At 46.8% G+C, this 14457-nt stretch carries 15 protein-coding genes; 2 read left to right on the forward strand and 13 right to left on the reverse strand.

Annotated features, from left to right (window positions below):
* Nucleotides 1-24: 24 nt before the first annotated feature.
* The 6 genes from BLU57_RS02910 to BLU57_RS02935 all read right to left on the reverse strand — a co-directional run bounded on the left by BLU57_RS02910 (nucleotide 25) and on the right by BLU57_RS02935 (nucleotide 5303).
* Nucleotides 25-1182 carry a helix-turn-helix domain-containing protein gene (locus BLU57_RS02910; protein ID WP_256206064.1) on the reverse strand — a complete coding sequence of 386 codons (1158 nt, stop codon included), beginning with the start codon at nucleotides 1180-1182 and terminating at the stop codon, nucleotides 25-27.
* Nucleotides 1183-1187: 5 nt separating this feature from the next.
* Nucleotides 1188-1976: a type IV pilus biogenesis/stability protein PilW gene (gene pilW / locus BLU57_RS02915; RefSeq protein ID WP_090315924.1), complete on the reverse strand. Its 789-nt coding sequence runs from the start codon at nucleotides 1974-1976 to the stop codon at nucleotides 1188-1190.
* The gene (gene rlmN / locus BLU57_RS02920; protein WP_090315926.1) at nucleotides 1973-3073 is read right to left on the reverse strand and encodes a dual-specificity RNA methyltransferase RlmN; all 1101 of its coding nucleotides are present in this window, start codon (nucleotides 3071-3073) and stop codon (nucleotides 1973-1975) included. The genes pilW and rlmN overlap by 4 nt, the downstream gene beginning before the upstream one ends.
* 24 nt (nucleotides 3074-3097) lie before the next feature.
* Complete coding sequence (gene ndk / locus BLU57_RS02925) at nucleotides 3098-3523, reverse strand: nucleoside-diphosphate kinase (protein WP_090315928.1); 426 nt, start codon at nucleotides 3521-3523, stop codon at nucleotides 3098-3100.
* A gap of 148 nt (nucleotides 3524-3671) precedes the next feature.
* Nucleotides 3672-4505 carry a DUF3025 domain-containing protein gene (locus BLU57_RS02930; RefSeq protein WP_090315930.1) on the reverse strand — a complete coding sequence of 278 codons (834 nt, stop codon included), beginning with the start codon at nucleotides 4503-4505 and terminating at the stop codon, nucleotides 3672-3674.
* Between the two features lie 48 nt (nucleotides 4506-4553).
* Nucleotides 4554-5303, reverse strand: a complete 750-nt coding sequence (locus BLU57_RS02935) for an EI24 domain-containing protein (protein WP_090315933.1) — start codon at nucleotides 5301-5303, stop codon at nucleotides 4554-4556.
* 281 nt (nucleotides 5304-5584) lie between these two features.
* Here BLU57_RS02935 and flgM point away from each other — a divergent pair, with 281 nt between their 5' ends.
* A complete protein-coding gene (gene flgM / locus BLU57_RS02940; protein WP_090315938.1) occupies nucleotides 5585-5890 on the forward strand; it encodes a flagellar biosynthesis anti-sigma factor FlgM in 306 nt (101 codons plus the stop codon).
* Nucleotides 5891-5919: 29 nt separating this feature from the next.
* Nucleotides 5920-6354, forward strand: coding sequence for a flagella synthesis protein FlgN (locus BLU57_RS02945; RefSeq protein ID WP_256206066.1), 435 nt, complete (start codon nucleotides 5920-5922; stop codon nucleotides 6352-6354).
* A 17-nt stretch (nucleotides 6355-6371) separates the two neighbouring features.
* On the opposite strand, the gene motD is transcribed toward BLU57_RS02945, so the two are convergent.
* The 7 genes from motD to flhB form a co-directional block, all read right to left on the reverse strand.
* A complete protein-coding gene (gene motD, locus BLU57_RS02950; RefSeq protein WP_090315944.1) occupies nucleotides 6372-7163 on the reverse strand; it encodes a flagellar motor protein MotD in 792 nt (263 codons plus the stop codon).
* 48 nt (nucleotides 7164-7211) lie between these two features.
* Nucleotides 7212-7952: a flagellar motor protein gene (locus BLU57_RS02955; RefSeq protein WP_090316250.1), complete on the reverse strand. Its 741-nt coding sequence runs from the start codon at nucleotides 7950-7952 to the stop codon at nucleotides 7212-7214.
* Nucleotides 7953-8013: 61 nt separating this feature from the next.
* Nucleotides 8014-8730 carry an RNA polymerase sigma factor FliA gene (locus BLU57_RS02960; RefSeq protein ID WP_090315945.1) on the reverse strand — a complete coding sequence of 239 codons (717 nt, stop codon included), beginning with the start codon at nucleotides 8728-8730 and terminating at the stop codon, nucleotides 8014-8016.
* Nucleotides 8731-8736: 6 nt separating this feature from the next.
* On the reverse strand, nucleotides 8737-9633 hold the full coding sequence (locus BLU57_RS02965; protein ID WP_090315947.1) for a MinD/ParA family ATP-binding protein: 897 nt from the start codon (nucleotides 9631-9633) through the stop codon (nucleotides 8737-8739).
* Complete coding sequence (flhF, locus tag BLU57_RS02970; protein WP_090315950.1) at nucleotides 9626-10957, reverse strand: flagellar biosynthesis GTPase FlhF; 1332 nt, start codon at nucleotides 10955-10957, stop codon at nucleotides 9626-9628. Before flhF ends, BLU57_RS02965 begins: the two co-directional genes overlap by 8 nt.
* Nucleotides 10954-13035, reverse strand: coding sequence for a flagellar biosynthesis protein FlhA (gene flhA / locus BLU57_RS02975; RefSeq protein ID WP_090315954.1), 2082 nt, complete (start codon nucleotides 13033-13035; stop codon nucleotides 10954-10956). The genes flhF and flhA overlap by 4 nt, the downstream gene beginning before the upstream one ends.
* Before the next feature lie 53 nt (nucleotides 13036-13088).
* Nucleotides 13089-14231: a flagellar biosynthesis protein FlhB gene (flhB, locus tag BLU57_RS02980; protein ID WP_090315956.1), complete on the reverse strand. Its 1143-nt coding sequence runs from the start codon at nucleotides 14229-14231 to the stop codon at nucleotides 13089-13091.
* Nucleotides 14232-14457 lie beyond the last annotated feature (226 nt).

Genomic DNA, 14457 nt, shown 5'->3' on the forward strand with positions numbered 1-14457 from the left:
AAGATCAAAAGATTACAGGCATTTTTATTCGAGCGTGAAACGCGCGGTTCCACCTTGTTTCTTATAGGATGAAATATCGATTTCCTTGTCATTATAGGTGAGATTGACACCTGATGCATTGCCAATGACCAGGGATAGCGGCCGCTTACCCGTGACAATCTGCTCGCTGCCGCTCTTTTTAAGCTGCTCGAACACAGTTACACCTTTGCCATCCACCACTTTGATCCATGAATCCGCAGTGAGTTTAAAATATAAATGACCGGTGTTTTTATCGAAAGCAACGGTTTTCTCAGTTTTTTCAACAGCGGATTTATTTTCTGGCGCGCTTTCAGTTTTTGCATCCGCCTGAGCCGCTGTATTTTCCGTGGCCGGAACCGGATTATTGACTTCCGATGACTTATTGGCTTGTGAGTCGAATGTATTGGATGTATTTTTAACCACTCCCGGCAAAGGCAGCTGAATTTCCACTGAGGCTGTGGCGGATTCCGTTTTCGTTTCTACACTTTCGGCACTGATGTCAGAATTTTTATTCCAACCACCGTTTTCAAACAGGAAATACGCACCCAGGATAATGACAAACAAAATGATCGCGATGATCAATGAATGGTTGCCGGGTTTCTCGCGATTCGAGGAAAACGATATTTGTTTGTTCTTAAACGGCGTACGCTCGTAAGTCGATATTACTCGGGTCGATTCGGGAAGCATTTGCAGCAGCGGAACGGGATTCAATTGAACCAGATTGGCATAATTGCGGATGAAGCCGCGCAAGAAAGTCCGTCCAGGTAATTTCTCAAAATCTTCTTTTTCAATCGCTTCAATTTGTTGCGCCGACAACCGCAATTGCCGCGACACATCATCAATACTCAAGCCTTTGGCCGTTCTCGCATTACGCAGCAAGTGTCCGACGCTTTGCACGACACTCGCCGAATCGATAGCGTTGAATTCATTTCTCGCCTGATTATTGTCAAATGAAGTATTCATGCTGTTGTAATTATTATTCGTTTGCAGTTGCTTTTGATGACTATTCAAACCGGAAGCCAGCGGACTGAAATCATCCACGGGTTTATCAGATGACAGTTCGATTGTTTCCGTCGCGGTCATCTGCACATTTCCATGCGTCACTGGATCCGGTGACTCATTCTCAGGAAACGAACGATTATCGCTGCTCTTTTCATCAGTCATCGTCATTATCTCATCCTTCCTTCTCGAACCATGGCCGTTTCTTTAGATTCCGGAAAATGTTTTTGCAACTGAAAAATGTAACTTTCAGCGGCTAATTGATTGCCCATTGCTTGTTCAATCTTTATCGCCATCAGCAGACTCTCTGCTGTTTGCGTGTTATTTTGCAAAAACAGTGCGAGCTTGGATTTTGCATCGGCTAAATTGCCACGTTGAAAATCGATATCAATCAATCCGATCGCTGCGGGTGCATAATTGGACTTAAGGGATAATGCTTTTTGTAAAAAAACTTTCGCTTCAGTGTAATTCTGGCGCTTAGTCTCGCAAATCCCGGCATTGGTATAAGACATCTCCGGTGTTGCGTAAAGAGGGTCTTTAGCAGCCATCATAAAATGATCTATGGCTTGATCCATGCGTTGTGAAAAGCGCTGGCATAAGAACCATCCATAGTTATTGCGAATTTCCGAATTCCTCGGCGCCAAACGAATAGCGCGCTCAAAATTATCCAGTGCTTTGCTATCTTCATTCAGCGTCATATTAATCAGCCCCAGCACATTGTAGGCAAGCGCATAATTGGATTGCGCTTTTAATGCTTCGTTTACTTCCTCGATCGCCACATCCAGCTGGCCGCGATAGAAATATTCCGCTGCCAGTTCCGTATGAATCTTCGCGCTTTGAAAAGCCCGGTCCGAGTTTGCTTGAACCGGCATTCCGTTATTCGTTGACTGTTGCACGCACCCACTAAACCCTATCAGAAATTGCAGCAGTATGAAAAAAAACAACAGTTTTTTTTTCACTGCATCGCCTCTGTCTTTAAATTAGCCGTGCGGCGTGTTTTGTCTTTTACCTGCCCGGCAAGCTGGCCGCAGGCCGCCGCAATATCGTCACCACGGGTTTTACGTACCGTAGTCACCAATCCCGCTTGCATCAATATCTCGCGGAAAATCCGCACAGCTTCGGCGCTTGAGCGCTTGAAACCGGAACCCGGAAATGAATTGAACGGAATTAAATTAAATTTGCAAGGAACATCCTGCACCAGTTTTATAAGCTCGCGCGCATGTGCAGTGCTGTCATTCACACCGTCCAGCATGACATACTCAAATGTGATGAAATCACGCGGCGCTGACGGCAGATAGCGCTGACAGGCAGCCAACAGCTCCTTGATCGGATATTTCTTATTGATTGGCACCAGTTGATCGCGTAACGCATCGTTCGGCGCATGTAAGGAAATCGCCAAAGCGACCGGGCAACGCTCGCGCAATCGATCGATGGCGGGCACCAGCCCAGATGTACTGACCGTGACGCGCCGGCGCGAAAGACCATAAGCATGATCATCCAGCATGATGTCCAGCGCGGTTACCACATTATCAAAATTGGCCAGCGGTTCACCCATGCCCATCATCACCACATTGGTCACGACTCTGTTTGCATGGGATGCATGGTCACCGGTATTCAACCCAACTGTTTTGTTGGCAATCCACAGTTGCCCGATGATCTCAGCCACTGTTAAATTACGATTAAAGCCTTGTTTTCCGGTTGAACAGAAAGTACAGGCCAAAGCGCATCCTACCTGACTGGAAACGCATAGCGTGCCGCGATTTGCTTCCGGTATGAAGACAGTTTCTATGCCATTGCCGGAGCCGACGGACAGCAGCCATTTGCGGGTGCCGTCTGCGGCGACATGATCAGAAGTGATCTGTGGCAATTCGATAACCGCCATCGCAGCGAGTTTTTCACGCAAACTTTTTGCCAAGTCGCTCATCGCAGCAAAATCAGCGGTACCGGACTGATGGATCCAGTGCAGCAGCTGCTTTGCACGAAAAGGTTTCTCGCCTATTCCGGTACAAAGATCAGCCAGGCCTTTACCATCGTAATTTAACAGATTGATTGTCACTATTGAGCTACAGCACGCAGTGCTTCAACGGGAATGGATATTTAATGTTGGAAAAAAACAGGCAATTTCAACCGCGGCCGTTTCCGGTGCATCGGAACCATGTACTGCATTGGCGTCAATGCTGTCGGCAAAATCGGCGCGAATCGTTCCTTTCTCCGCTTTCTTGGGATCGGTAGCGCCCATTAGATCGCGGTTCTTTTTAATGGCCTCATCTCCTTCCAATACTTGCACCATCACAGGACCCGATATCATGAATTTGACCAGATCGTTAAAAAACGGACGCGCGCGATGCACGGCGTAAAATTGCTCAGCTTCTGCTTGTGACAAATGCATCATTCGCGCCGCAATGATTTTCAAACCATTTGATTCAAAACGGGAATAAATCTGCCCAATCACATTCTTCGCCACAGCATCCGGTTTAATGATGGATAGTGTCCTCTCAATTGCCATTAAATACTCCAATAAATTAGTAAATTAAGCGGTGCATTTTAACAAAAAAACAGCCGGGAATCGTAAAACATATGGATTAATTCCGGTATCGGGCGTTTTTCGTTGCGGAATCCATCCAATCAACTTACCGGTCAGGATGGATAAACACTTATCTCTTTTGTACGGACTTGGGGCGATCACGAAAATATTGTTTATTTTCATAATAAGACTCACTGTCGTTATCGCCAATCCAACCCGGATATCCTAAAAGTGGAACCGGCACCAAATCGGAAGTTGACGATAATGTTTGCAATAAGTAAAGCTCCAACATGGCATCGATAGCACGCAATTGAGCTGGTAAATCGTGCGCAAAAAAAGCTTCCGGCACATCAAAAATTATCGCCTTGCCCGTCATACCGGCATAGGGATTTAATGTCTTCTCGTACAGTCCATGGCCAAAAACAAAAAATCGCATTGATAACAGCACCGTTTTGCGCTGCTGCCAAAACAATTCCTTCCATTCAAAATCTTTTATCAACTGAATTAATGCTGTCTGACTGCATACGACAATCACCCCGGATTCATCGAACAGCGTTGCAGCATCTCGTAATTTGCAACGATTCCGTAACTGATTTGATAACTCAACCAACTGTGCCTGATAGTGCAGCTGGTTGAGCACGGATTTAGCTTGCGGAAAAATTTGCCACACCAAAGCATTAAAAAAATCGTGCCAATTCTGCGCTCTAGTCGGTATTTTACCGGTTAAGTAAATTCCGGATTCATATCGTTGCTCAGCATCAAACTTGCCGGGAATTTGAGGCACAAAGCGGACCGGTTTTCCTGATCGGGTAAGTATTTTCCGGTTCTGCTGAGCGCAGAGCTTATTTAGATCGTCAGGCTCGGGCCAGGATTGCTGATTCTTGAAATATCTTTGCAGATACGAAAAAGGCTCAAATATCGGCGAGAGCTCAATAAAATCATGATTCCACTGTTGCTCATTCATTCCTGATTTCAATTTGACCGGAATTATTACTGCTTCAACGGGTACAAATTAATGATTATCCGCAGGTAGGCTACTATTCAGTAGATTTTGAGCGCGCAAAAGCTTCAGATGATCCAATCCAAAATGAATAAACGCGAGTGCCGTATAAATTGGCGCCAGCAAATTGAGTATCGGTATAAATTGAATTAATCCGGTCAATAATCCCAATCCCCACAATGAATATCTGTTTTTCGCGCATATCGTCTTGATTTCCTGTTTACTGGCATGCTCCGATAATGCATCGTAGCGGAATAGTTGCTGATTCATAAAGGCTGCAGCAGCAAAAGGAATAATGATACCCGCACCCACCGCCCATAACGGTAACGTGACAACCCAAATGAGTATAAAAATACCGCACGCCAGAACTGCATTGACGACACTACCGGCGATGCTACCGCCATATTCCCGTTTAAGCTCCGGATAGTCGCGATTCGCCACCAGATTGATAAGCGCGGGCATTACAAAAATAGCGGTAATCATCAGCGTTGTCATTATTACGAGCGGCACGTATACCATGAAGTATAAGAGATTCTGAATAGCAGAGGACACCCAATCAGACTGCATATCCCGCAACCATTCGCCAATTCCAATCTGATCAAATAACATGGCAACTAATTCAGAAAAACTATTCTGGAAAACAAAACCGATGATGAGCCATAACAGGATCGAAACCATAATTGGCCAAATAATGATCCAAGCAATTTTGAAACGTACTAAGTCGCGAAATGCACTGGCACTTGCTTTAAATATAAAAGACATTTAGCTACCGGTTAGAAATAATATATGATGGTTTCCGAGGAAAATTGATTATCTACGATATCCATTTGGTTTACCAGTCACCAAAATCTGGCAAAACAATAGAATTATATATTTCAAAATACTGAATTTCATTTCAACTTGTGTCGTAACAACATTACAACAATAAAAAATTTAATCATTTGCTTTAATATTCTTAAGTTTCATGAAAAAGCTTTGATTACTAAAGTTCTGCATAAAGGTGTCGATAAGGCACTCAATGAATTTCGTCAAGAGGTCTAAAAGTGAAAATAGATAAATCATTACAGCCAGTGTCAACCGTATCTGTCAGTGATGGAAAAAGGCGGGCTGATATCACACCCAGCACGGATGCGAGTCAAGAAAATAGTGTGCATTTAAGCCCGAACGCGGCGAAACTGCAAAATATTGATAGTAGTTCCGCAAATGGCTCGATTGTTAATACTGCTCGTGTCGCAGAAATAAAACAAGCAATTAGCGAAGGTAATTTTCAGATAAATCCTGAAGTTGTAGCTGATCGATTACTCGAAACAGTTAAAGAATTAATTCAATCTAAGAAAGGTGCCGTCTAATGTCTCAATCACAGCACATAATGTGCTTTATGAATGAACTAAAGGATGAACAAGGTATTTTTCAAGCATTTATTGAGATTCTCAGAAAAGAAGAAAATGCGCTCGTGGAAGGAAAAATAGAAGCGATAGATTTTCTCGCTTCAGATAAATCACGCTTAATCGAAGAATTGATACAGTTTGATGAACATCGCACTGATTACCTTAAGAAACAAGGACTCAATCTAGAGAAAAAAAGTATTGATGCCTGGTTGATCGGACTAATCGAGCAACATTCAGATCTATTGGAAGTAAAAAATTTATGGAATGAATTACTCGATTTGGCAAAATTAGCTCAACAACTGAATCACTCAAATGGTTTGATGATTTCAACTCAACTACAACATAATCAACGCGCTTTCGCCGCACTGCACTGTGCGGCAGGAAATGTTTCACTCTACGGCCCCAAAGGTCAGACTTACATTTAAGCTTAGCGCAATTACAATTACTCAACGATAGGAATTTCGGTTACTTTATCTGGATCGGCAGATAAAATCATAACCGATACCCGGCGGTTTCTTTTTCTTCCCTCAGGGGTGTCATTACTCTCTATCGGCCGATTCTCGCCATATCCCACTGCAGTCAGCCGTTGCGCTTCAACGCCATTTTCTATAAATAATCTGACCACGCTGCTAGCACGAGCAGTCGATAATTCCCAGTTTGATGGAAAACTGCCATTATGGATCGGCAAATTATCCGTATGCCCTTCGACATGAATTTCGTGCTCATGACCCTTGATCACATTGGCTACGGCCTGGAGCGTCAAGCTTGAATTCTCGGCCAGTTTTGCTTGCCCTGGTGAAAAAAGAACGCTGGCATTAATCTCTACCGTTATTCCCAAAGAACTTTGGGTAATTCTCACCTGACCATCCTTCACTAAAGGATCCAAAGCATGAAGGATATTCTTAGCCATGCTTTTCATTTTTTCTTGTTTTTTTGCTTTATGAATACTGAGATTATCAATCAGTTTGATTGAATCCGTTTCATTTGATGGGTGGATATTAATCGGTATAAATTCCGTCGACTGCACCGGCACCGCGTTTGTTGGATTACTGCTCTTAAATGCGCTCACTAACGAAGAACTTAGAACGCGGTACTTGCCTTCATTTACCGATGAAACGGCATACATCACCACAAAAAAAGCAAACAGCAGCGTTATGAAATCAGCATAGGACACAAGCCAACGTTCCTGATTTTCAGTGTGATCATCATTTTTTTGTTTTCTTTTTCTCAGCATCGGATTTTCAGAAATTATTTACTGATCGTTATTCTGCTTGTATCAGATTTAAATGAAATAGCCGTTCAACCGGCTCTCGATGAGTCGCGGATGCTCGCCCTGCGCAATCGCCACAAAACCATCAAGCAGAATTTCCTGCATTACGACATGCTCGCCGATGATAGTTTTGAGCTTATTTGCTACCGGCAAGAAAACCAGATTGGCTAATCCAACACCGTAGACTGTCGCCACAAAAGCAACCGCAATACCGTTTCCCAGAAGATTGGGATCGGATAAGTTTTCCATTACGTGAATCAATCCGAGTACGGCGCCTAAAATGCCAATCGTCGGCGCATAACCGCCGGCAGCTTCCCAGATCCGGGCCGACTGACGTTGATAGTTCTCCAAAGCCAAAACATCAATTTCTAAAGCTTCACGGATTTTTTCAGGCGGACTGCCATCCGCCAGCAATTGCAATCCCTTCTTTGTCAACGGATCCTTTACACCGGGAACAAACTCTTCAAGCACCAGCAACCCTTCCTTCCGTGCAATATGCGCCCAATTAATAATTTGTTTAATCAGGGCTTGCGGAGAGTGCTCCGGTGGAAAGAAAACCCATGCGCCCATTCGCAGACCATTGACAAAAATTTTCATCGGACTTTGCAGTAAAACCGCTCCGACAGTGCCGCCCATCACGATTACAAATGCGGCCGCTTGCAACAAAGAACTGATATGCCCGCCTTCAAGAAACTGCCCGCCTATGATTGCCACCAAGGCCAGCAGAATGCCAAAGACGCTGTTCAAATCCATCTTCGATTTTTTAAGCATCACATAATCCGTTTAATGGCGCGGATAGACGGTATAAAACACTTCAAGTATTTCTTAAGCGGCTGCGCAGCCTTGCCACTGCTTGCGTGTGCAACTGACATACACGGGATTCGCTGACACCCAGCACCTCACCGATTTCCCTCAGATTCATTTCCTGCTCGTAATGCATACCCATGACCTGCTTTTCCCGTGGCGGGAGGTTATCAATGGCAGCAATCAATGTGCTGCGAAAATTTTCATCCAGCAGCGCATTTAGCGGATCGCCTTCGGAATCAATGAAAAGCCGATCCAGAAACGGCTCTTCATCATCCTGCTGAAAATCTTCGTAATAAATCAACTGTGCGCCGCGTGCACTTTGCAGGGTCTCGTGGTATTCATCCAACGACATCTCCAGTTCGGCTGCCAGATCCAGCTCATTCGGTGCGCACCCATTCCGTTGTTCCAGCATATTCACCGCCGCTTCGATCCGGCGCATCTTTTTACGGATACTGCGTGGCAGCCAATCGGCTTCACGCAGCTCATCCAGAATCGAACCGCGTATCCGTTGGGCCGCATAACTCTCAAACTGACGCCCGTAAGATCCTTCGTAGCGATTAATCGCATCCAGCAAGCCGATCATGCCGACCTGAATCAAATCATCAACTTGTACGCTAGCTGGCAGACGCGTCATCATATGGTAAGCAATGCGCTTTACCAGTGGCGTAAATTCAGTGATAAATTGTTCTTTATCAATCGTTTTGGTTCCAGTCGCAGTATACATATTCAATCACACCGTAAAATTAGCCATACTCAAATGGCTCGTCATAATCAATCGCTGCATGAAATGATCCATTCCCCCGCTATATTTATCCGGGCAAGTAGAGCGCAAAATATTTTCTGCTACATGCCGGAAGCAAATAGCCGCCTGAGAAGCCGGAAACATCTCGATCACCGGTTTACACAATTGCGTTGCACTCCGTAATCGCTCATCACTTTCAACGTAACCGGCATATTCAAGCGAAACCGACAAATATTGGCGCGCCACCCGGTATAAATTCTGATAAATCATCAGTGCTTCCGTTTCCGATTCAACCTTATTCACCAAAATCAGAAAATGCTGCTTGGAATACTCCTGACTCATGATTTTGATCAGCGCGTAAGCACCAGTAATTGATGCCGCAGAACCGGAAATCACGATCATGACTTGTTCCGAAGCCAGGCTTAACGGTAAAACATGCGTCGTGCCGGTCATGGCGGTATCGATCAACACAATATCGACGGACTCCGTCAGCTCGGAAAAACTCTTGACCAGCCAATCCTGTTCGAGCGGGTTCAACTTGTTCAGTGCATGAATGCCGCGCATCGCCGATAAGATCGTGATATTTTCCGGGCCTTGCAGCAGCACCTGGTCGAGTCTTTTATCCTTATGAATCACGTGCAGTAAATCGAAGCGCGCCTGCAAACCCAAACTGGTGCAGATATTGTTATGACAAGGATTCTCATCGATCAATAAAACCCGTTGCCCGTTCTGCGCCAGCGCTGCCGCAAGATTCACAACCATACTGGTTTTCCCGACACGCGATTTGCCGCCGGCGATGGTAAAGACGCGCGCCGGATCACGCTTCTGATAGAAAGTCAGGTTGCGCAAACCCGCGGCCTGATCTTGTAAAATCAACCTAGTCATACATGAATCCCGCTAATGATCTTTCTTCCGATGGCGCTGGCTCGGTATTCCGGGTTGCCATAACCAACGCGAACTCCGCATCCTGTAAAGTAAAAGCCGTATCACCCGGCACTGATTTAAAAATGCGATGCAACAAATAGCGTGAATTGGCGGTATGAATATCTTCCGGAACCTTCTGCCCGTTGGCGACATAGTGCAGCGGCAATTTTCTCCGGATAACGACATCCAGCGCCACGCCCAGGCTCGCAGCTTCATCGATTTTTGTGATGATGCAACCGTAAATTCCGTTCTTCTGATACGCGGCGATCACTTCATCCAATGTGCTGCCATTGGATGCAGCGCTGAGAACGAGCATGCGCTTCACATCCGCGCCGCAGTTGCTGAGCATGGCGATTTGCTGCGCCACCATTTGATCGCGCTGACTCATGCCCACGGTATCGATCAGCACCATATGCTTATTCTTAAGTTCCGACAGCGTCAGCTGTAAATCCTCGGTATCCTTGATATTGCGTACCGGAATACCCAATAATTGCCCATAAATTCTCAATTGCTCATGACCGCCGATACGGTAACTATCGGTCGTCAGCAACGCAACCTTGTCGGCACCATGCCGGATCACGCAACGCGCCGCCAGCTTCGCTGTGGTCGTTGTTTTACCGACTCCGGTCGGGCCGATCAGTGCATACACCCCGCCTTTTTCAATTATGTCGTCACTGGCCGCTGTCCGCAGATTAAAGGCCAGCGCGGACATGGCTTGTTTCAAACTGTGCTCGTAATCGAGACCGGCGGATAGTTTGTCGATCAGACGGCGCGCCAATAGCGGACTGAATCCCGTATCCAGCAGAGTGCGTAACAGCTTTACTTTTTCCGGGCTGCGCTGGGTGAAACTCCCCCAGGCTACGGTCGCCAGCTGATCTTCCAGCGTACTTTTCATCGCTTGAATCTCGGTGATGATGTCCTTGGCTAAGGATGCGGACAGCACATCGCTCGAAGTTTTGCGCGACTCCGCCGGTTCATTGCGCATGGGCAGCATGTCTGAATACGGATCCGCCGCGTTCAGCATTTTGCTTTGCTCATAATGCGAAATACCCTGCAACGGCGGCATTGAAGGCATTGAATGGGTTGATTGCATTGATGGCTTAGCCGGTATAGCCGGTGTGTTTGGTTGCACCAGATCGGTCATATCGGAATCCGCCAATGCCATGATCTCCACGCCATCCCGGGTTTTACGGTTCGACAGAATTACCGCGTCCTCACCCAATTCCTCTTTGACATGACGGAGCGCTTCGCGGGATGTGGAAGCAAGATAGCGTTTTACTTTCATTTGTTACCTCCAACCACGGAAGTGATTTTGATTTTTCGTGAATCCGGAATTTCAGAATGCGCCAACACCCTTAACTGTGGAATCGCGCGGCGTAAAAATTTGGCCAGCAGGAAACGGATCGAGCCCGGCGCCAGCAATACCATCGGCAATCCCAGTTTTTCCTGCTGCTGAGCCGCATTACGCGCTTCTCTCAACAAGGTATCGGCCAACCCGGGTTCGATTCCGGCACCCTGTCCGCCACCGGTCTGCATAACGTGACCCAGTATGTTTTCCAGGTCATGATGCAGGCTCATGACTTGGACTTCAGAACCGGCAGGATAAAATTGATCGACGATCGCACGCCCCAAAGCGGTTCTAACAACTGCGGTCAGTTCGATCGCGTCTTGTGTCTGCGCTGCATATTCGGTCAGCACATCAATGATGGTGCGCATGTCGCGGATATGCACATTTTCTTCCAATAGATTGTGTAAAACTTTTTGTACCGTCGATAACGGCAGCAACTTCGGTACCAAGTCTTCGATAAGTTTCGGAAACTGCGCATTGAGATGATCCAGCAGCTTTTGCAATTCTTGCCGGCCCAGCAACTCGGCCGCATGCATATGAATCAAATGATTGATATGCGTGGTCACCACGGTACTAGCATCAACCACGGTATAACCGTTGATTTGCGCTTGCTCGCGCAAATTGGCTTCGATCCAAACGGCGGGAAGACCAAACGCCGGATCGGTCGTTGCGGTGCCAGGCAACTGCGCAGTGACACGGCCAGGATTGATCGCCAGATACATGCCGGAATACGACTCGCCTTGCCCGATGATCGAACCTTTCAACGTGATGCAATAAGCATTCGGACGTAGTTCCAGGTTGTCGCGGATATGAATGACCGGTGGCAGGAAACCGATTTCCTGGGCGAATTTTCTGCGGATACCATTGATTCTTTTCAGCAGATCGCCCTGTTGCGCTTTATCGACCAAAGGAATCAAGCGATAGCCGACTTCCAATCCCAACGTATCAATCGGGGTAACGTCACTCCAGCTTGCGTCCGTTTTTTCGATGGAAGGCAATTCCGGAACCACCGTTTCAACCGGCTTAACAACTGGATTTTTTATTTTCAAGTAGGCTATTCCACCCAAAATGGACGAAATCAGCAGAAATACAAAATTCGGCATGCCGGGAATCATTCCCATCACGCCCAAAATAACTGCGGTGATAACCAATATTTGCGGTTTGTTGAACAGCTGATTCAGAACTTGTTCGCCCAGATCTTCATCGGTGGTGACACGGCTCACCATCAAACCGGCTGCGGTCGAAATAATCAGCGCCGGGATTTGTCCGACCAAGCCGTCGCCAATGGTCAACAAGGTGTAATTCTTTGCCGCCGCGCCCAGCTCCAGATCATGTTGCATGACACCGACAATCAACCCGCCGATGATGGTAATCAACATAATCAAGATGCCGGCAATCGCATCGCCGCGCACGAATTTGCTGGCACCATCCATGGAACCGTAAAAATCCGCTTCCTGGGAAATCGTTGCTCTGCGTTTGCGCGCTTCATCCTCGCCGATCAAACCGGCGTTCAGGTCGGCATCGATCGCCATTTGCTTACCCGGCATGGCGTCCAAGGTAAAACGCGCGCTGACTTCGGCAATACGTCCCGCACCTTTGGTAATCACAACAAAGTTGATCACCACCAGAATAATGAATACGACGATACCGACCGCGTAATTCCCGCCCACCAGAAAGTGCCCGAACGCTTCGATCACCTTACCGGCAGCATCGGGCCCGGTATGACCTTCGAGCAATACCACCCGGGTGGAAGCGATGTTCAGCGATAACCGCAGCAAGGTAGTAATTAGCAGAATTGTCGGGAAAACCGCGAAATCCAGCGGATTCCGTGTGTACAGACTGACCATCAGCACGATGATCGATACCGCGATATTGAAAGTGAAGAACACATCCAGAATGAATGGCGGCAGCGGCAACACCATCATGGCCAGAATCATAATAATCAACATTGGCCCAGCCAAGTTCTTAAGATTATTGAGCATTCCTACGGATGACAATGTAGCTGCATTATTCATAGTGTGGGCCATAAAAACTGTTCATTAATAGTGTTCAACGTTATCCCGTCCCGCTAGACTGCCTGCTGTCCCGGATCCAATTCCGCAGGAACTGGCACATCCACTGGCGGTTGCGGTGCTTTTCCGCCGTATTCGTTATAGCGCTTCAACTGGAAAACATAAGCCAGCACTTCGGCGACTGCGGTATACAATTTTTCCGGTATTTCACTTTCCAATTCGGCGTGATGATATAAAGCACGCGCCAGCGGCGGGGCTTCCAGAATTGGGATACGATGTTCTTCGGCAACCTCACGAATGCGCGCTGCCAGTAAATGCACGCCTTTGGCGATGACTTTCGGCGCCCGCATGCTGTTACTGTGATAGCGCAGTGCCACGGCGTAATGCGTCGGGTTTGTGACAATAACGTCGGCTTTCGGTACTTCCGCCATCATGCGGCGGCGCGCGGCTTCCCGTTGCAAACCGCGGATACGTGCTTTAATAAATGGATCGCCTTCACTTTCCTTGTATTCCTTGCGGATCTCTTCCTTGGTCATTCGCAATTGCTTGGCATGTTCCCAGATTTTGTAAGGCACATCGATCACAACCACCAGGATCATCGCACCCACAATCAGCAGAAAACTCATCATCAGGAATTCACCCGTGCGGCTGATGCCAAGATCGATAGGCAACGTCAGCAGCATCATCACGGATTCCTTGTTGTACCAGATCACCAACGCGGCGACACCACCGATCACGATCGTTTTAAGAATCGCTTTCACCAGCTCGATCAGGCTGTTCACGGAGAAAATCCGGCCGATACCTTTAATGGGGTCAATGCGGTCAAATTTGGGCATCAGTGCCTTGGTGCTGAACATCCAGCCACTCAATGACATCGGTGCGAAGAAGGCTACGACCAGAAGTAAAAACAACAAAGGCGCAATCGCGATTAAAGCTTCAAACGCAAGCTCGTACATGCGGTTGACCATCAGATCCGGTTGAAATGCCAGCTCACGGTCCAATTGCATGCCCGCTTTCATGAGTTTCAGCAACTTGTCCATCATGCCGCTTCCCATGAACAATATCCCGGCAGAGGATGCCAGCAATACAGTAAACGTAGTCAGTTCCAGAGAACGCGCAACCTGACCTTCCTCTCGCGCTTTCTCTATGCGCTTCGGCGTCGCCTCCTCGGTACGTTCTAAATCACTATCTTCAGCCATGACAAGCTCCAAATATCTACAAATGAATTATCATTGCGAACACTGGGATTCAATAGCGGGAATAAAGAAGGAATCATCCCCTTTATTATCGAAACATTGAAAATAATAACGAATAATTATTAATATCAATATGTTAAATAATAATTCATGCATAATATCGCGCCTTCGATGTATGTCCCGCATCGCTACTCACCTAACGATCTAATTACTTTCATTTCCTTATGCA

It is taken from the genome of Nitrosomonas oligotropha (assembly GCF_900106555.1).
GTDB lineage: Bacteria > Pseudomonadota > Gammaproteobacteria > Burkholderiales > Nitrosomonadaceae > Nitrosomonas > Nitrosomonas oligotropha_A.